The 18207-nt window shown below is 61.8% G+C and carries 16 protein-coding genes; 13 read left to right on the plus strand and 3 right to left on the minus strand.

Translation table 11 applies throughout. The features are described from left to right. Positions 1 to 132: 132 nt before the first annotated feature. The 3 genes from ABNP46_RS03335 to barA form a co-directional block, all read right to left on the minus strand. Complete coding sequence (locus ABNP46_RS03335; RefSeq protein WP_349921008.1) at positions 133 to 1005, minus strand: N-acetylmuramoyl-L-alanine amidase; 873 nt, start codon at positions 1003 to 1005, stop codon at positions 133 to 135. Between the two features lie 21 nt (positions 1006 to 1026). Continuing rightward, positions 1027 to 1506 carry a DUF1456 family protein gene (locus tag ABNP46_RS03340; RefSeq protein WP_349921010.1) on the minus strand — a complete coding sequence of 160 codons (480 nt, stop codon included), beginning with the start codon at positions 1504 to 1506 and terminating at the stop codon, positions 1027 to 1029. A 64-nt stretch (positions 1507 to 1570) separates the two neighbouring features. Continuing rightward, positions 1571 to 4318: a two-component sensor histidine kinase BarA gene (gene barA / locus ABNP46_RS03345; RefSeq protein ID WP_349921012.1), complete on the minus strand. Its 2748-nt coding sequence runs from the start codon at positions 4316 to 4318 to the stop codon at positions 1571 to 1573. 228 nt (positions 4319 to 4546) lie between these two features. Here barA and rlmD point away from each other — a divergent pair, with 228 nt between their 5' ends. The 13 genes from rlmD (at position 4547) to ABNP46_RS03410 (ending at position 18172) form a co-directional block, all read left to right on the plus strand. Next, a complete protein-coding gene (gene rlmD, locus ABNP46_RS03350; protein ID WP_349921013.1) occupies positions 4547 to 5869 on the plus strand; it encodes a 23S rRNA (uracil(1939)-C(5))-methyltransferase RlmD in 1323 nt (440 codons plus the stop codon). Between the two features lie 248 nt (positions 5870 to 6117). Further along, positions 6118 to 8328, plus strand: a complete 2211-nt coding sequence (gene relA / locus ABNP46_RS03355; protein WP_349921014.1) for a GTP diphosphokinase — start codon at positions 6118 to 6120, stop codon at positions 8326 to 8328. Positions 8329 to 8393: 65 nt separating this feature from the next. After that, the gene (gene mazG, locus ABNP46_RS03360) at positions 8394 to 9191 is read left to right on the plus strand and encodes a nucleoside triphosphate pyrophosphohydrolase (protein ID WP_349921015.1); all 798 of its coding nucleotides are present in this window, start codon (positions 8394 to 8396) and stop codon (positions 9189 to 9191) included. 141 nt (positions 9192 to 9332) lie between these two features. Continuing rightward, positions 9333 to 10970, plus strand: coding sequence for a glutamine hydrolyzing CTP synthase (pyrG, locus tag ABNP46_RS03365; RefSeq protein WP_349921016.1), 1638 nt, complete (start codon positions 9333 to 9335; stop codon positions 10968 to 10970). A gap of 89 nt (positions 10971 to 11059) precedes the next feature. Then, complete coding sequence (eno, locus tag ABNP46_RS03370) at positions 11060 to 12361, plus strand: phosphopyruvate hydratase (protein WP_349921017.1); 1302 nt, start codon at positions 11060 to 11062, stop codon at positions 12359 to 12361. A gap of 167 nt (positions 12362 to 12528) precedes the next feature. Then, positions 12529 to 12846 carry a cell division protein FtsB gene (gene ftsB / locus ABNP46_RS03375; protein WP_349921018.1) on the plus strand — a complete coding sequence of 106 codons (318 nt, stop codon included), beginning with the start codon at positions 12529 to 12531 and terminating at the stop codon, positions 12844 to 12846. Next, positions 12839 to 13546: a 2-C-methyl-D-erythritol 4-phosphate cytidylyltransferase gene (gene ispD, locus ABNP46_RS03380; RefSeq protein WP_349921019.1), complete on the plus strand. Its 708-nt coding sequence runs from the start codon at positions 12839 to 12841 to the stop codon at positions 13544 to 13546. The genes ftsB and ispD overlap by 8 nt, the downstream gene beginning before the upstream one ends. Before the next feature lie 93 nt (positions 13547 to 13639). After that, positions 13640 to 14116 carry a 2-C-methyl-D-erythritol 2,4-cyclodiphosphate synthase gene (gene ispF, locus ABNP46_RS03385; RefSeq protein WP_349921020.1) on the plus strand — a complete coding sequence of 159 codons (477 nt, stop codon included), beginning with the start codon at positions 13640 to 13642 and terminating at the stop codon, positions 14114 to 14116. Further along, positions 14116 to 15174, plus strand: a complete 1059-nt coding sequence (truD, locus tag ABNP46_RS03390; protein ID WP_349921021.1) for a tRNA pseudouridine(13) synthase TruD — start codon at positions 14116 to 14118, stop codon at positions 15172 to 15174. Before ispF ends, truD begins: the two co-directional genes overlap by 1 nt. Further along, the gene (surE, locus tag ABNP46_RS03395; RefSeq protein ID WP_349921022.1) at positions 15155 to 15901 is read left to right on the plus strand and encodes a 5'/3'-nucleotidase SurE; all 747 of its coding nucleotides are present in this window, start codon (positions 15155 to 15157) and stop codon (positions 15899 to 15901) included. The genes truD and surE overlap by 20 nt, the downstream gene beginning before the upstream one ends. A gap of 4 nt (positions 15902 to 15905) precedes the next feature. Beyond that, positions 15906 to 16523 (plus strand): protein-L-isoaspartate(D-aspartate) O-methyltransferase, encoded by a 618-nt coding sequence (locus tag ABNP46_RS03400; protein ID WP_349921024.1) that lies wholly within the window; start codon positions 15906 to 15908, stop codon positions 16521 to 16523. Continuing rightward, positions 16520 to 17101: a YqaA family protein gene (locus tag ABNP46_RS03405; protein ID WP_349921025.1), complete on the plus strand. Its 582-nt coding sequence runs from the start codon at positions 16520 to 16522 to the stop codon at positions 17099 to 17101. The genes ABNP46_RS03400 and ABNP46_RS03405 overlap by 4 nt, the downstream gene beginning before the upstream one ends. A gap of 9 nt (positions 17102 to 17110) precedes the next feature. Next, positions 17111 to 18172: a LysM peptidoglycan-binding domain-containing protein gene (locus tag ABNP46_RS03410; RefSeq protein ID WP_349921026.1), complete on the plus strand. Its 1062-nt coding sequence runs from the start codon at positions 17111 to 17113 to the stop codon at positions 18170 to 18172. The last annotated feature ends 35 nt before the right edge of the window (positions 18173 to 18207 follow it).

Genomic DNA, 18207 nt, shown 5'->3' on the forward strand with positions numbered 1-18207 from the left:
GGGACGCCACGGCGTCCCTTGTCGTTTTTTGGCGCGGCGTTGGGTGGGATCCCGAACATCGGAAAGTCAGGTTTTCGCAATGCCATCAGGCATTTCGCTGGCACTCTGCATCCGGTGAGGGGGAAGGAGGATTCAGGGGGACGGGAAGTAACGCTCCAGCAGCGCCATCAGAATGGCCTGAGACTCGGCATCCGGCTCGCCGGTCACCAACGTCGGGCGAAAGTGGAGCTGGAAGGCGCGCAGCACGGCCTGGCTCTGCTCATCCCAGTCACCGCTGGGGGCAATGCCATAGCCGTAGCGGGCGAGCTGCTGTTGCCACTGGAGAGCACCCCAGGCTGGCAGGGCGCTCTGGCGCAGGGCGGTGACCCTGGCTTCGTCTGGCCAGGCGCCGACCCCGTAGTCCAGGGCGAGCTCGCGCCAGGGAAAGAGGGGGCCGGGATCCTGCTTGCGATCGGGGGCGATGTCGCTGTGGGCCAGTACCTGGGTCGGCGGGATCTGATGGTGCGTCACCAGATCCCGCGCCAGGGCGCCGACGGCGGCGATCTGGGCCCGGGTGAAGGGCTGCCAGTGGCGCAGGTGCGCGGGGAGCGCGGCCTCTTTTTCGTCATAGCCGAGGTTCACGATCTCGATGCCGAGCGAGCTGGCATTGAGGCCGGCATACTGGTGCCAGCGGCTGCGACCGGCATGCCAGGCACGCCTATCGTCGGGCACCAGCTGGTAGACCGGCAGCGGGCTCTGTTCGATATCCCGTGGCACCAGATAGTGGGCACTCACCTTGTATTGAGGTTCCGTCAGCAGGCGCAGGGAGTGGGCATCGTCCTCGTCCGTGTAGTGCAGGATAAGAAAGGCGATGCGGCCATTCTGGCTGGCGCTGGTATGGCGGGTATCGAGATGGTAGGGGGCGGGCTGACAGGCGGTCAGCAGTAGAAGCAGCAGGCAGAGCGACCAGCGCAGCTCACCGGCCATCCTGATGAGGGCTGAGGGTGAGCGGAGGCGCTGGTCCATGGCTCAGGCGTGGCAGCTATGTCAAGCGCGATGCTTGGCGGTGAGGCCAATCAGGAAGTTGCGCAGGATCTGATCCCCGCAATCCTGATAGTGCTTGTGATCCTTGGCGCGGAACAGGGCGCTCAGCTCGGACTTGGAGAGGTTGAAGTTGGCGAGCTTGAGGGTGCCCAGCATGTCCTCTTCCTTGTAGTTCAGGCCGATGCGCAGTTTGCGCAGGATCAGGTTGTTGTTGATCCGGTTCGGGATCACCTGGGGCGGTGCATCCTCGCGCACGCCGCGACGCAGGGCGATGAAACCGTCGAGGAACTGGCTCAGCGCCGAATCCGGACAGGCCATGAAGCCCGGCTCTTGCGCTTCGCCTTCCGCCGCCTCTTTCAGCAGCCAGCCGTGCAACTGGGCATGGGTGACGGTCAGGTTGCCCTTGGCAAACATCTCGACCATCTGATCGTTGCTGATGGTGAGGGCGTAGCGCAGACGGCGCAGAATATCGTTGTTGGTCATGCTGACTCCTGTAAAAAACGGCGCAACTCTACCATTTACCGGGCTGTGCGTCAGAAAAAGCGCGTCATTCGCTCGCATCGAGATAGCGTGGCGCCTCCTGACGCACCTGCGCCAGCGCATCCTGCAATTCCAGCAATTCGGGCTCCAGCTCGCTCACCGGCACACCGTCCCGCAACTGCTGCTCCAGCTGGGAGAGCAGGCGCTGCAGGCCGGGGACGCCGGAGTAGGCGCAACCACCGTTGAGGCGATGCAACTGGGCCAGCACCTCGGCATCGTCGGCCTGCCCCGCGAGGGCGGACTCCAGCAGGGGCTCCACCTCGTCGAAGCTGGCCAGCAGCATGGTCAGCATCTCCTGGGCCAGCTCCGTCTTGCCGGCGGCCTGGCGCACGGCGAGGGCCCAGTCTATCTGCTCGTCCCCGTGATTCTGGTGGCGACGATGGGCGAAGTCGGTAATGAGCTGGGCCAGCATGCTCTCGTCGATGGGCTTGGCCAGATAGTCATCCATGCCCTGGCGGATCAAGCGCTCCCGCTCCCCCGGGATGGCGTGGGCGGTGACCGCGACTATGGGGGTCTCCATGTTGAGGGAGTGGCGACGAATGGCCTGGGTGGCGCTGATGCCATCCATGATCGGCATCTGTATGTCCATGAAGATGATGTCGAACGGCTGGCTCTGGGCCAGGCTGACCGCCTCCTTGCCGTTCTTGCACACCACCACCTGGCTCACCATCTCCTTGAGCATGGCGGCGATGAGCTTGAGGTTGGCGGCATTGTCATCCACCGCCAGTACCTTGACCTCCTGCACCTTGATAGCCGGCTCGGGAGGCGTGACGGGGACGGGCAGCCGGGCGTCTCTGGCGGTCTCGGGGGAGAGCAGGGCGTGCAGCAACTTGCGATGGTTGATGGGCTTGGAGAGGCAGTGCTGGGCACCGTGAGCCTGCATGGCGTCATACAGGGCGGGTTCGTGGCTGCTCAGCACCACTATGGTGTTCTGGGCATCGCCGAGGCCATCGAGGCGGGCGATCACCTGCTGGGGAGGATGCTGGGTGCTGCTGCCGATGATCACCACATCCTGGCGGCTCATGTCGGGCCAGTCGTCGTCCATGCCGAGGGAGTGCACATCCAGCTGCCATTCGGCCAGCAGGGCGTGCAGGGAGGCGTGGGCGAAGGGATCCGGCTCCAGCAGCCAGACCCGTTTGCCCTGGATGCGATCCAGTGGCAGCCGCTCGGTCTGGGGCAGGGGAGAGACGTCGAGTTCCAGGTTGAAGGAGAAGATGGAACCCTTGCCAAGTTCGGATTCGAAGCGGATCTGCCCCCCCATCTGCTGCACCAGCTTCTGGGTGATGACGAGGCCGAGGCCGGTGCCGCCATAGCGGCGGGAGATGGAGGAGTCGGCCTGGTTGAACGCCTGGAACAGCTGGCGCTGCTGCTCCTCCGAGATGCCGATGCCGGTATCGTGGATCAGCACCCGGAGCCGCACCTTCTTGCCGGCATGGAGGCCATTGCCGGCCTCGAGCTGCTCGATGCGGACATCCACGTTGCCGCGCTCGGTGAACTTGATGGCGTTGCCGGTGAGGTTGGTCAGCACCTGCTGCAGTCGCATGGGGTCGCCGGTGAGGTAGTCCGGCACCTCGGCATCCACCTGCAGGGAGAGTTCCAGCTGCTTGTCGTGGGCGCTCGGGCCCAGCAGGTGCATGGTCTCGTTCAGGGTGTCGCGCAGGCTGAACGGGATATGCTCGAGCTGCAGCTTGCCCGCCTCCAGTTTGGAGAAGTCGAGGATGTCGTTGATGATGCCGAGCAGGTTGCGGGCCGACTTCTCGATGGTCTGCATGTAGTCGGTCTGACTCGGGGTCAGGCTGGTCTTGAGCAGCTGACGGGTGAAGCCGATGACGCCGTTCAAGGGGGTGCGCAGCTCGTGGGACATGTTGGCCAGGAATTCGGATTTGACCCTGGCGGCCTCCTGGGCACGTTTTTTCGCCATGTCGAGCTCGACGTTCTGGATCTCTATCTGCTCCAGGGTCTCCCGCAGATCCGAGGTGGCCTGGTCGATGTTCTGCTGCATCTCCTCGTGATATTCGGAGAGCGCCTTGGCCATGGCATTGATGCCGTTTTTCAGCATGTCCAGCTCGCCGGTGAGCTGGCCGCTGACCCGGGTATCGAGTCGCCCCTCCCTGATCCGGTGCACCGCTTGCACCATGTCGGTGATGGGTTGGGTCACGCTCTTGACCAGTCTGAACCCGAACAGGGTGCTGATGGCCAGGCCGATGAGCACCATGACCACGGCGAAGAAGGCATCGCGATATTGCAGGACGATGGCCCTGTCAGTGGCAAGCTGCATGGAGATGTAGCCGATCACCGGCGGCTCCAGATCGCTCGGCAGCGGGAAGCCGTCTAGGCTGGTCTCCGCCTGGATGGGGGTGCGCAGTATGATGTCATCGCCGTTGAAGGAGACGCTGGTGAGCTCCGGGATGGCGCTGCCATCGGGCAGGCGCAGCTGGCCGAAGTCCCTGTGGTAGTTGGAGGTGACGAACAGCTGGTTGTCCTGGGTGAAGACGGCGATGGACTTGATGAAGGGGGAATTCTTGCGATGGGTGAGCCCGATCAGCCGCTTGAGGGATTCGCGACTGTGCTGGGTCATCCCGTACTCACTGGCAATCGCCAGGGGTTCTATGATGTTGATGCCCTGATCGATCAGGCTGCTTTCCAACTGCTGGTAGCGGTGGAAGGTGAAATAACCGGCAATCAGACCGCCGATGATGAGGGTGGGCAAGATGGTGAAGGCCAGCACCCTGGCTCTGAGGCCATATCTGGTCATGCTGATAACCCGTTGGGGATGAGGGCGGATACGAGGGTCATTGCCGCACTGGCGTGAAGGCCATATCTGGTCATGCTGATAAACCGCCGACGAAGAGGACTGACATAGGGTGAGGTCATGACAGCACGGGCCCCGAGGCCGCATTTGGTCATACTATTATTCTTGTGGGACAATGACCTGCTGCAGACCTCACAATCATGACATAGCCACCTATAGGCACCAAGTTTTATGGCCCAGTTTTTCAAGCCCCAAAAGAAATCCACCCAGCCCCAACGTATTGAATTTACGGTAGACAGTCTGGACCATCACTGTGTTGGCGTCGGCCGTCATCAGGGCAAGGCGATCTTCGTCGAAGGGGCGCTGCCCGGTGAACGGGTCAAGGTTCGCATCCTGGATGACAAGAAGCAGTACGCCCACGGTGCCCTGCAGCAGATCGTCACCCCGGCGGCCAATCGGATCGACCCCTTCTGCGCTCATTACCGGGAATGCGGTGGTTGCAGCGCCCAGCACCTGTCCGAGGCGGATCAGCAAGGGGCCAAGGAGGCCGGCCTGGTCAGCCTGTTCGAACGTCTCGGCAACATCCAGCCGCCGCCCCTCGAACCCGCTCTCAACGGGGAGTCCCGCTCATACCGCCGGGTCTGCCGGCTGGCCATCAAGTTTGACAAGAATGGCCGCTGTACCCGGGTCGGTTTCCGTCGCCGCCAGTCCAGCGACCTGGTGGAAATCCAGGGCTGTCCCGTGCTGGCCGAGCCTCTCTCCGCCCTCATCAACCCGCTGCGCGACTGCCTCAATCGCCTCAAGAGCCAGCGTGAACTGGGCCATGCGGAGCTCATTCAGGCGGAGCAGGGGATCCTGATGCTGCTGCGCCACACCGGCCGGCCGAACGAGACCGACCGGGCCATGCTGATCGAATTCGCGCAAGATCAGGGGATCGATCTCTACCTGCAGGCCGCGGACGAACAGATAGAACCCCTGCGTCAACAATTCCAGCCGAGCTACTCTCTCGATGGCCTGTCTCTTGCATTTGCCCCGGGGGACTTCATCCAGGTCAACGGCCCCATCAACCAGGCCATGGTCAATCAGGCCCTGAACTGGCTCGGTGCCACCCCGGATGACAAGGTGCTGGATCTGTTCTGCGGCATCGGCAACTTCACCCTGCCCCTGGCCCGTCAGGCCCGGGAAGTGGTGGGGGTTGAAGGGGATCTCGCCATGGTGGCCCGGGCCCAGGAAAACGCCCGTCGCAACGGCATCGACAACGCCCGTTTCTTCAAGGCGGACTTGAGTGGTGACATCAAAGGCATGTCCTGGGCGCGGGAAGGCTTCGATCTGGTACTGCTGGATCCGGCTCGCCCCGGCGCCCTGGAAGTGATGAGCCACGTGGCGGCACTTTCCCCGAAGCGGGTGGTCTATGTCTCCTGTAACCCGGTCACCCTGGCCCGTGACAGCCAGGTGCTGGTGAAGCAGGGTTATCGACTGACCCGCCTGGGCATGCTGGACATGTTCCCTCACACCGGCCATCTGGAGTCCATGGCGCTGTTTGAGCGAGGCTGAGCGACGTTATTCGGGAAGGGGGGCAGGCAGACTTATCTCCCTGTTCCTGAATGCCGGATGCTGTGTGTGCAGGGTGATTAGGGTAATCTAGAGCGTCGAAAATTGGCCGGACAGGTGGGAGGCTCCTGTTGCCCTGATGGGTGATACGCCTTGAAAAGTCGACCATTTATCCCCATTTGAGGCAATCGTCAGCTGATGAGGGGCGGGAGCGACGGCTCCTGGCCCCACACTTTTTAAGGATTGATACCATGGTTGCGGTACGCGATATTCATTTGAAGGACAACTTCACCCTCGAAGAGTGGGTCAATTCACTCGGTCTGAGTGAAAGCGACAAGAATCAGCTGCGAACCGTCTACCAGTTTTGCCTGACCCTGGGTGATGAGGCCCTCACCAACCGCCTGCTGGTTCGCGGTGTCGAGATGGTGGGCATACTGCTGATGCTCAGCATGGATCTCGCCACCCTCAAGGCCGCCATCCTCTACCCCTTCGTCGAAGCCGGTCTCATCAAGCAGGAGAAGGTGGAGGAGGACTTCGGCCCCAAGATCGCCAAGCTGGTGGAAGGGGTGCTGGAGATGGAGGCCATCCGCTCCCTGCAGACCCTGCATCGCAGCGAGACCTCGCCGGAGCAGGTCGACAATGTGCGTCGCATGCTGCTCGCCATGGTCGAGGACGTGCGCGCCGTGGTGATCAAGCTGGCGGAGCGGATCGCCTGCCTGCGGGAAGCCAAGAAGGCGGATGAAGAGACCCGGGTGCTGATGGCCCAGGAGATCTCCAACATCTATGCACCGCTGGCCAACCGGCTCGGCATCGGTCAGCTCAAGTGGGAGCTCGAGGATCTCGCCTTCCGCTACCTGCACCCGGATACCTACAAGCAGATTGCCAAGCAGCTCGACGAGAAGCGTCTCGATCGGGAGCGTTATATCCGCGAGTTCGTGCAATCCCTGCGCGATGCGCTGGCGGAGGCAGGAGTCGAGGCCGAGGTCTATGGCCGACCGAAACACATCTACAGCATCTGGCGCAAGATGCAGAAGAAGCACCTCGAATTCAACGAGTTGTTCGACGTGCGCGCGGTGCGGGTGGTGACCAAGCGGCTGCAGGATTGCTACGCGGCCCTCGGCATCGTCCACACCCACTTCCACCACATTCCCCGTGAATTCGACGACTATGTCGCCAACCCCAAGCCCAACGGCTACCAGTCCATCCACACCGTGGTGGTGGGGGAAGAGGGCAAGACGGTAGAGATCCAGATCCGCACCGAGCAGATGCATCAGGATGCGGAGCTCGGCGTCGCCGCCCACTGGCGCTACAAGGAAGGGGCCCAGGCCGCAGCCAAGACCAACACCTTCGAGGACAAGATCGAGTGGCTGCGCAAGCTCCTCGCCTGGCAGGAGGATCTGTCGGAAAGTGGCTCCTTGCTGGACGATCTGCGCAGTCAGGTGTTCGAGGACAGAGTCTATGTCTTCACTCCCAAGGGGGATGTGATCGATCTGCCTGCCGGCGCCACCCCGCTGGACTTCGCCTATCACGTTCACAGCATGATCGGCCACCGCTGCATCGGCACCAAGATAGACGGCCGCATCGTCCCCTTCACCTACACCCTGCAGACCGGTGACCAGGTGGAGGTGATCACCCAGAAGGAGCCGAACCCGAGCCGCGACTGGATGAACCCCAACGCCGGTTTCCTGCGCTCCAGCCGGGCGCGGGCCAAGGTGGCCACCTGGTTCAGGAAGCTGGATCGGGACAAGAACATCGCCGCCGGCAAGGAGCTGCTGGAAAAGGAACTGGACAGGCACAACCTCACCCTCGCCAAGGTGGACAAGGTGGTGCTGGAGCGCTTCCACGCGGAGGAGCTCGAGGATCTGCTGGCGGGCATCGGCAGTGGCGACATCCGCATCAACCAGCTGCTGAACTACCTGGATACCCGCTACAACAAGCCGACGGCGGAGGAGGAAGACCGCCGCCTGCTGGAGAAGCTGGAGCAGAAGGCCAACGTGCCGTTCCGCCCCAAACCCAAGGATCACATCGTGGTGGAAGGGGTCGGCAACCTGATGACCCACATCGCCCGCTGCTGCCAGCCCATCCCGGGGGACAGCATCCAGGGCTTCATCACCATGGGGCGCGGCGTCTCCATCCACAGGGACGATTGCGAGCAGCTCAAGGAGCTCTCCCGTCGCAACCCGGAGCGGCTCATCGAAGCGGTCTGGGGGGAGAACTACTCCGGCGGCTATGGCCTCACCATCCGCATCCTCTCCAACGACAGATCCGGTCTGCTGCGGGATATCACCACCGTGCTCGCCAACGAGAAGATCAACGTCATGGGGGTGCGTTCACGCTCCAACGTGCGCGAACAGACCGCCGAAATCGACATGGAGCTGGAGATCTACAACATCAACGCCTTCAACCGGGCGCTCGCCAAGCTCAGCCAGCTCAACGACGTGATCAGCGCCAAGCGCCTGTGATACACACCAACCGGCCCCTGTGGCCGGTTGTTCTTGATGACCCCATTTGATGAAGTGACACGACCATGACCCAACCTTATGACCTCCCCAAGCTGCTCGACATCATGGCCCAATTGCGGGATCCGGACGGGGGTTGCCCCTGGGACCTGAAACAGAGCTTCCAGACCATAGTGCCCCACACCCTGGAGGAGGCCTACGAGGTGGCCGATGCCATCGAGACTCAGGATTGGGAAGGGTTGAAGGGGGAGCTCGGGGATCTGCTGTTCCAGGTGGTGTTCTACGCCCAGCTCGGCAAGGAGCAGGGGCTGTTCGATTTCGCCGACATCGTCGACACCGTGAGCGAGAAGCTCATTCGCCGTCATCCCCATGTGTTTTCCGATGCCGACCTCGATGACGAGCAGGCGGTCAAGGTGAACTGGGAGGCGGAAAAGGCCAAGGAGCGGGCGGCGCTGGACAAGGAGAGCGTGCTGGATGACATTCCGCTGGCGCTGCCTGCCCTGACCCGGGCGGCTAAGATCCAGAAGCGCTGCGCCACCGTCGGCTTTGACTGGAAGACCCTCGGCCCTGTGGTGGACAAGATCCACGAGGAGATCGACGAGGTGATGGAGGAGGCGTTGATGGTGGATGTGAACGAGGAGCGGGTGAGCGATGAGCTTGGCGATCTGCTGTTTGCCACCGTCAATCTGGTGCGCCATCTCGGCAAGGATCCGGAGCAGGTACTGCGGGCCGCCAATGCCAAGTTCGAACGTCGTTTTCGACAGGTTGAGCAGTTTATTGCCGCCGAAGGGCTGAAAATGACCGATTGCTCATTGGAGAAGCTCGACGCCGCCTGGGACAGGGCCAAAGAAACCGAACAAAGTTGATTTGGCGCAAGACGGGGGGGCGGGGAGCCTGATAGATTTTTGTTCATTGTTTGGGAGTGGGGGTTTTGGTATACTGTTTCCCCGTCCTGCTTCATCCCCGAAGCACCCCTTAAAATTCCCTAAACTTCTTTCAGGTTCAGCATGACGACCAAATATATTTTTGTGACTGGTGGCGTTGTTTCATCCCTCGGCAAAGGCATTGCCGCAGCTTCTCTGGCAGCCATTCTGGAAGCCCGTGGTCTGGATGTGACCATCATGAAACTGGACCCCTATATCAACGTGGATCCGGGCACCATGAGCCCGACCCAGCATGGTGAAGTGTTCGTTACCGAGGACGGGGCCGAGACCGATCTGGATCTGGGTCACTACGAGCGTTTCATCCGCACCAAGATGACCCGCCGCAACAACTTCACCACCGGCCGCATCTACGCCGACGTACTGCGCAAGGAGCGTCGTGGTGACTACCTGGGCGCCACCATCCAGGTGATCCCGCACATCACCAACGCCATCAAGGAGCGGGTGATTGCCGGTGCCGAAGGCCATCAGGTGGCCATCGTCGAAGTGGGCGGTACCGTGGGCGACATCGAGTCCCTGCCGTTCCTCGAAGCCATTCGTCAGCTGGCCGCCGAAGTGAGCCGCGACAATGCCATGTTCATGCACCTGACCCTGGTTCCCTACCTGGCTGCCGCCGGCGAAGTGAAGACCAAGCCGACCCAGCACTCCGTGAAGGAGCTGCTCTCCATCGGGATCCAGCCGGACGTGCTGATCTGCCGCTCCGATCGCGCCATCCCGGCCGTTGAGCGCGCCAAGATCGCCCTGTTCTGCAACGTGCCGGAGCGCGCCGTCATCTCCATGAAGGACGTAGACTCCATCTACAAGATCCCGGCCCTGCTCAAGTCCCAGAATCTGGATGACTACTTCATCGCCCGTTTCGGCCTGGAGTGCAAAGAGGCAGATCTGTCCGAGTGGGAACAGGTGGTCTACGAAGAGGCCAACCCGACCGCGGAAGTGACCATCGGCATGGTGGGCAAGTATGTCTCCCTGCCGGATGCCTACAAGTCCGTCAACGAAGCCTTGAAGCACGGTGGCCTCAAGACCCGTCTGTCCGTCAACATCAAGTACATCGATTCCCAGGACATCGAGACCCGTGGCGCCGAGCTGCTGGAAGGTCTGGATGCGATCCTGGTACCGGGTGGCTTCGGCGAGCGTGGCGTGGAAGGCAAGATCCAGGCCGCCCAGTATGCCCGTGAGAACAAGATCCCCTACCTGGGTATCTGCCTCGGCATGCAGGTTGCCATGATCGAATTCGCCCGCAACGTGGCGGGCATGACTGGCGCCCACTCCTCCGAATTCAAGAAAGACTCTCCGTACCCGGTAGTCGGTCTCATCACCGAATGGGTGGATGAGGAAGGCAACGTCGAGACCCGCAGCGAGAAGTCCGATCTGGGCGGCACCATGCGTCTGGGCTCCCAGCTCTGCCACCTGGTGGAAGGCTCCAAGGTGCGCCAGATGTACGGTTCCCCGACCATTTACGAGCGTCACCGTCACCGCTATGAGGTGAACAACAAGCTGCTGCCGCAAATTGAAGCAGCCGGTTTGCAGGTGACCGGTCTCTCCGCCGACAAGAAACTGGTGGAAATTATCGAGATCCCGGATCACCCTTGGTTTGTTGCCGCGCAGTTCCACCCGGAGTTCACCTCGACTCCTCGTGATGGACACGCCCTGTTTGCCGGTTTTGTGAAGGCTGCCGGTGAGTACCAGAAGCGCAATCTGAAGTAATTGAAAATAAATGCGGTTGAGGCCCTGTGCCGCAGCCGCTTTTTTTGGCATATTTTTGTTGTTTTTTTACGAAACCTGAGGAAATACACATGTCCAAGATCGTTAAAGTGATCGGTCGTGAAATCATCGACTCCCGTGGTAACCCGACCGTTGAGGCCGAAGTTCACCTGGAAGGTGGTTTTGTTGGTATGGCAGCCGCTCCGTCTGGCGCGTCCACCGGTTCCCGCGAAGCGCTGGAACTGCGTGACGGCGACAAGAGCCGTTTCCTGGGTAAAGGCGTGCTGAAAGCCGTCGAAGCCGTCAACGGCCCGATCGCTCAGGCTCTGCTGGGCAAAGATGCCAAGGAACAGGCCGCTCTGGACCAGATCATGATCGATCTGGACGGTACCGAGAACAAATCCAAGTTCGGCGCCAACGCCATCCTGGCCGTTTCCCTGGCTGCCGCCAAGGCTGCCGCTGCCTCCAAGGGCCTGCCGCTGTACGCTCACATCGCCGAGCTGAACGGTACCCCGGGCGTCTACTCCATGCCGCTGCCCATGATGAACATCATCAACGGTGGTGAGCACGCCGACAACAACGTCGACATCCAGGAGTTCATGATCCAGCCGGTTGGCGCCAAGACCCTGAAAGAAGCCATCCGCATGGGTGCCGAAGTGTTCCACAACCTGGCCAAGGTTCTGAAGGCCAAGGGCTACGCTACCGCCGTGGGCGACGAAGGTGGCTTCGCGCCGAACCTGAAGTCCAACGCCGAAGCGCTGGAAGTGATCGCCGAAGCCGTTGCCGCTGCCGGTTACAAGCTGGGCACCGACATCACCCTGGCCATGGACTGCGCCGCGTCCGAGTTCTACGACGCCGAGAAGAAAGAGTACAACCTGAAGGGCGAGGGTCGTACCTTTACCTCCAACGAGTTCTCTGACTACCTGGCCGACCTGACCACCAAGTTCCCGATCGTCTCCATCGAAGATGGCCTGGACGAATCCGACTGGGAAGGCTTCGCCTACCAGACCAAGGAACTGGGCAGCAAGATCCAGATCGTGGGTGACGACCTGTTCGTAACCAACACCAAGATCCTGAAGCGCGGCATCGACAACGGCATCGCCAACTCCATCCTGATCAAGTTCAACCAGATCGGTTCCCTGACCGAAACCCTGAACGCCATCAAGATGGCCAAAGACGCTGGCTACACCGCCGTCATCTCCCACCGCTCCGGTGAGACCGAAGATGCGACCATCGCCGACCTGGCCGTGGGTACCGCTGCTGGCCAGATCAAGACCGGTTCCATGAGCCGTTCTGACCGTGTTGCCAAGTACAACCAGCTGATCCGTATCGAAGAAGCCCTGGGTGCCAAGGCTCCGTTCCGCGGTCTGAAAGAAGTGAAGAACCAGGCTTAATGCCTGACTGCACTTGTGCTGTTGAAAGCCCCGCCATCTGGCGGGGCTTTTTCATATCCGGCGGCGAGCCCGCTATTTTTCATTTCCCTTGCCCATCTGGCGCTTCGGCTTTCTTTTGTCTTGCCTGCGAATATGGGAAACTAGGCCGCTTGAAGGAGACTCAGTGCATGCGGCTACTCACTCTAATCCTGCTCCTCCTGTTGGGAGGGCTGCAATATGACTTCTGGCTGGGGAAGAACGGCCTCTCCGACTATCGGGAACTCTCCGGCGCCATCGATCGGCAGCAGCAGGACAACCTGGTTCTCAAGGACCGCAACAACCTGATTTACCGCGAGATCGACGATCTGACCTCGGGCCTCGAGGCCATCGAGGAGCTCTCTCGCAACGATCTGGGTTACATCAAACAGGGCGAAACCTTCTACCGGATCATTCCCAAGGAAAAAGACCAGGTCACGGAACCGGACGGAGTGCCCTACGATGACTGATCTGCCTCAGGAGCTGAGCGTCAGCGGCCTGACGGCGATCGTGCCGGCCGCCGGTGTCGGCAGCCGGATGGGTGCCGACTGCCCCAAGCAATACCTGCCGCTGGCAGACAAGACCATATTCGAGCATACCCTTGGTGTTTTATTGTGCCATCCTGCGATTGAACAGGTTATTGTCGCTGTTTCACCCGGGGATGAGTGGTTCGAACGACTGCCGGTGGCGGCGGATCCCCGCATCCTGCGCGTCGAAGGGGGGGCCGAGCGCGCCTTCTCGGTGCTCAATGCCCTGCGAGTCGTCAAGACCCCCTGGGTACTGGTGCACGATGCCGCTCGCCCCTGCCTGCGCCATGAGGATCTCGATGCCCTGATCGCCTGCGCGCTGACGTGTGATGGCGCCATCCTCGGCAGTCGGGTGCGGGATACCATGAAGCGCACCGACGCCGCCGGCAACATTCTGGCGACGGTGGAGCGCGAGCAGCTCTGGCATGCCCTGACGCCCCAGATGTTCCCCACCGCCCCCCTGACGCGGGCGCTGGAAGAGGGGCTGGCCCTGGGGGCGGCCATCACCGACGAGGCCTCCGCCATGGAGCGTGCCGGTTTCACGGTGCGCATGGTGGAAGGGCGGGCCGACAACATCAAGGTGACCCGGCCCGAGGATCTCGCCCTGGCCAGGCTCTTCCTGCAGCAACAGGCTGCGCCCTAGCGGGCAAGCAGATTCACCCAATGAGCGCCGACAGGCTCCTCGTTGGACAAGTAGTGATGAAACCGATTTTTGTGACATGAGGGAAAGCCGGACATGATGCGGATTGGACACGGGTTTGATGTACACAAGTTTGGTGGTGTCGGCCCCTGCATGCTGGGAGGGGTCGCCGTGCCCTATGAACAGGGTCTGCTGGCTCACTCCGACGGAGACGTGGTGCTGCACGCGGTGAGCGACGCCCTGCTGGGGGCCATCGGTGCCGGCGACATCGGCCGCCATTTCCCCGATACCGCCGCCGAGTTCAAGGGGATCGATAGCCGCATCCTGCTGCGGGACGTCTATGCCCGGGTGCTGAAATCGGGTTATGCCATCGGCAACCTGGACGTGACCATCATCGCCCAGGCCCCCAAGATGGCCCCCCATATCGAGGCCATGTGCGCCGTGCTGGCGGCGGATCTGCAATGTGATTTGAACCGGGTGAATGTCAAGGCGACCACCACGGAACAGCTTGGGTTCACGGGGCGCAAGGAAGGGATCGCCACCGAAGCCGTCGTCTTACTGGTGAAACAATGATGCTGGAACAGCTTAGCTATCTGCACGGGGCGCCGACCGCCCGCGGTATTCTCAAGGCCGAGGCCAGTGACTTCGTGGTGGTCGAGGATCTCGGTTTCGAGCCTTGCGGCGAGGGGGAACACATCTTCGTGCGGGTGCGCAAGACTGGCGAGAACACCGCCTGGGTGGCGGGCCTGCTGGCGGATGCCGCCGGCGTTGCCCGCCATGCGGTGACCTGGGCGGGGCTGAAAGATCGCCACGCGGTGACCGAGCAGTGGTTCGGCATCCACCTGCCGGGCAAGGGGGAGCCGGACCTGTCGGTCATCGAGAGCGACAGCATCCAGATCCTGCAAGCCAGGCGCCACAACAAGAAACTTAGGGTCGGCTACCTCAAGGGCAACCACTTCCGCCTGCGTCTCACCGGGCTGGAGCACTCCGAGGGGCTGGAGTCCCGGCTGCACGCCATCGCCACCCAGGGGGTGCCGAACTACTATGGCGAGCAGCGTTTCGGTCGGGGCGGCAACAACCTGGAGGCGGCCAAGGCGATGTTTGGCGGCAAGCGGATCAAGGATCGCAACAAGCGTTCTTTGTATCTCTCCGCCGCCCGCAGCATGCTGTTCAACGCCATCGTCAGCGCCCGCATCGAGCAGGGCCTGGCCCATCAGCTGCTGGCCGGTGACTGCGTGATGCTAAAAGGCAGCCACTCCATCTTCAGCGAAGAGACGCTGACCCCGGAGCTTGAGGCGCGTCTTGCCTCCGGCGATGTGCAGCTCACCGCGCCCCAGTGGGGGCGTGGCCGGCTGGCGAGCCAGGGCGCCGCCGCCGAGTTCGAGCAATCCGTGCTGGCCCCCTATCGCGAGTGGTGCGAGGGGCTCGAGAAAGCCGGGCTGGATCAGGACAGGCGTCCGCTGCTGCTCAAGCCAGAGGCGATGGAATGGACGCAGGAAGCCGGGGTGCTGACCCTGTCATTCTTCCTGCCGGCTGGCGCCTTTGCGACCAGCCTGGTGCGCGAGTTAATGCAGGCCGAAGAGGCCGATCACGGTTTCAGGGATTCAACCGATGCGAATTCTGGTCAGTAATGACGATGGAGTACACGCCGAGGGCATTCGTGCCCTCAGCACTGCGCTGGCGGCCTGTGCCGAGGTCATCGTGGTGGCGCCGGATCGCAACCGCAGCGGGGCGAGTCACTCCCTGACGCTGGAAGTGCCGTTGCGGGTCACCCGCATCAGCGAGACCGGGTATTATGCGGTCAAGGGGACGCCGACGGACTGCGTGCACCTGGCGGTCAACGAACTGGTGCGCCCGGAGCCCGACATGGTGGTGGCCGGCATCAACCACGGCGCCAATCTGGGGGATGATGTCATCTACTCCGGCACGGTCGCGGCGGCGACAGAGGGGCGTCATCTGGGCTTCCCGTCCATCGCCATCTCCCTGGTGGGCAAGACTCATTTCGCCAGCGCTGCCCACTATGCGGCCCAGCTGGTGCGGGGCCTGATGGTGCACCCCCTGCCGGCGGATCAGATCCTCAACGTCAATGTGCCGGATCTGCCCCTGGCGCAGATCAAGGGCATCAAGGTGACCCGCCTTGGCAATCGCCACCGCGCCGAATCGGTGATCCGCACCGAGGATCCCCGTGGCCAGCCCATCTACTGGATTGGCCCACCGGGCAGCCAGCAGGATGCGGGGGAGGGCACGGACTTCGCCGCCATCGAGCAGGGTTATGTCTCCATCACCCCGCTGACCATCGACATGACGGCCTACAACAGTCTGGCCGGTCTGGGCGCCTGGCTGGATTTGCAGGGTTGATGCTGTGATAGTCCAGCGCTTGTTAAATCAGCTGATCGCCCAGGATGTGCGGGATTTTCGCGTGCTCGCGGCGATCGCCAAGGTGCCGCGCCAGCTGTTCGTGGATGAGGCCATGGCCCACAAGGCCTGGGACAACACGGCCCTGCCCATCGGCCACGGCCAAACCATCTCGCAGCCCTACATGGTGGCGCGGATGACCGAGCTGCTGATGCAAAACGATCCGGCCCATGTGCTGGAGATCGGCACTGGCTCGGGTTATCAGACTGCCGTGCTGGCCAATCTGGTGGAGCATGTCTACACGGTGGAGCGGATCAAGTCGCTGCAGTTCCAGGCCCGGCGTCGGCTGCGTCAGCTCGACTTGCACAATGTGTCGGCCAAGCATGGCAACGGCTGGCTGGGCTGGCCCAACAAGGGCCCCTTCGATGCCATTCTGGTGACGGCGGCGGCGAGCGAGGTGCCAAAGGCCCTGACCGATCAGCTGGCCGAGGGGGGTCGACTGGTGCTGCCGGTGGGTGACAGCCAGCAGACCCTGCAACTGATCGAGCGATCCGGCTCCCAGCTGACCAGCCGGATCCTGGAGCCGGTGCGTTTTGTTCCCCTTATCGACGGAGATGTTGAGTGAAGTTGTTTTCCCGCCTCTATGTATTGGTGATGCAGTGGGCTCGCCACAAATATGCCCCCTGGTATCTTTCCATCACCGCCTTTATCGAATCCATCTTCTGGCCCATTCCGGTGGATGTGATGCTGGCGCCCATGGCGCTCGGCAAGCCGCAACGGGCCTGGCACTACGCCGGCCTCGCGACCTTCTTCTCCGTGCTGGGGGCGCTGTTTGGTTATCTGCTGGGCTATGCCCTCTGGGATCCCGTGGTGCAGCCCCTGGTGGTCTCGGTCGGTTATGAGGACAAGATTGCCCTGGCCGAGCTGTGGTTTGAGCAATGGGGGATCTGGGTGATTTTTATTGCCAGTTTCACGCCGATCCCCTACAAGGTGTTTACCGTCACGGCGGGACTGCTCCACATGGCACTGTTGCCCTTCATCCTGACCTCGCTGATCGGGCGTGGTATGCGCTTCTTCCTCGTCGCGGGCCTGATGCGCTGGGGCGGTGAGAAGATGGAGCGCAAGCTGATGCACTATGTGGATGTGCTGGGCTGGCTCTGTATTGGTTTGGCCGTTGTGGCCTATTTCTGGTTTAGTCGTTAAGGATCCACTATGCGTTCGCGTGTTTGGCAAGGTAGCAGTGTCGTCGTGTTGTCATGGCTGCTGCTTGCCTGCTCTTCCAGCAAGACAGCTGCTCCGGTGCAGAGTCTGGGCAATGACCCCATTGCCTCGACCATTCCGACCCGTCAGGCCATGGCCAAGCCGGGCATCCAGGGCAGCAGTTACACTGTGGTCAGAGGGGATACCCTCTACTCCATCGCCTTCCGCTCCGGCATGGATGTCGCATCGCTGACCAGCCTCAACGGCATCAGTCCTCCCTACAACATCTATCCGGGTCAGCAGCTGCGACTGGATGGCTCCTCTGGTGCCGTGGCCAGCACCGGCATGGCGGTGAGCCGCCCGGTTGCCACCGGCAACGGCACCTACGAGGTGCGTCGCGGCGACACCTTGAGCAGCATTGGCCGCCAGTTCAACGTCTCCAACCAGACCCTGGCCCAGCGCAACAATCTGCAGGCTCCGTACGGACTCCATGTCGGTCAGGTGCTGAGCGTACCGACGGCCGCCAGCACGGGCAGCAGCCAGATGGTGGCCAGCACGGCAGTGACCAGTTCGGGACCCAAACCCCTGGCCACGGCACCAACAGGTACGACCACTCCGTTCATCTCGCAAAAAAGCATTGCTCCGGCATCTTCAACAGCATACGCTCAGCCGAAAGAACAAAAAACCAGCAGTTCCTCGTCGACACTCGCGTGGCACTGGCCGACCCAAGGCAGAATCGTCGAAGGCTTCTCTGTGGCTGAACAGGGCAACAAGGGCATCGACATCTCGGGTCAGAAGGGGCAACCCATCTACGCCGCCAGCGGTGGCAAGGTGGTTTACGCGGGCAGTGCACTGCGAGGTTACGGCAAGCTGATCATTCTGAAGCACAACGATGACTACCTCTCTGCCTATGCCCACAACGACGAGTTGCGGGTGAAGGAGGGAGACTCCGTCAAGGGCGGAGCCGTCATCGCCAATATGGGTAGCACGGATGCACCGGATGTGCGCTTGCACTTTGAAATCCGGTACAAAGGCAAGTCAATCAACCCGATGGGTTATTTGCCAAAGCGTTAACCCAGAGAGCTAGGTCTTACTCTGGTTCAGTTCAG

Source organism: Aeromonas veronii, assembly GCF_040215105.1.
GTDB lineage: Bacteria > Pseudomonadota > Gammaproteobacteria > Enterobacterales > Aeromonadaceae > Aeromonas > Aeromonas veronii_G.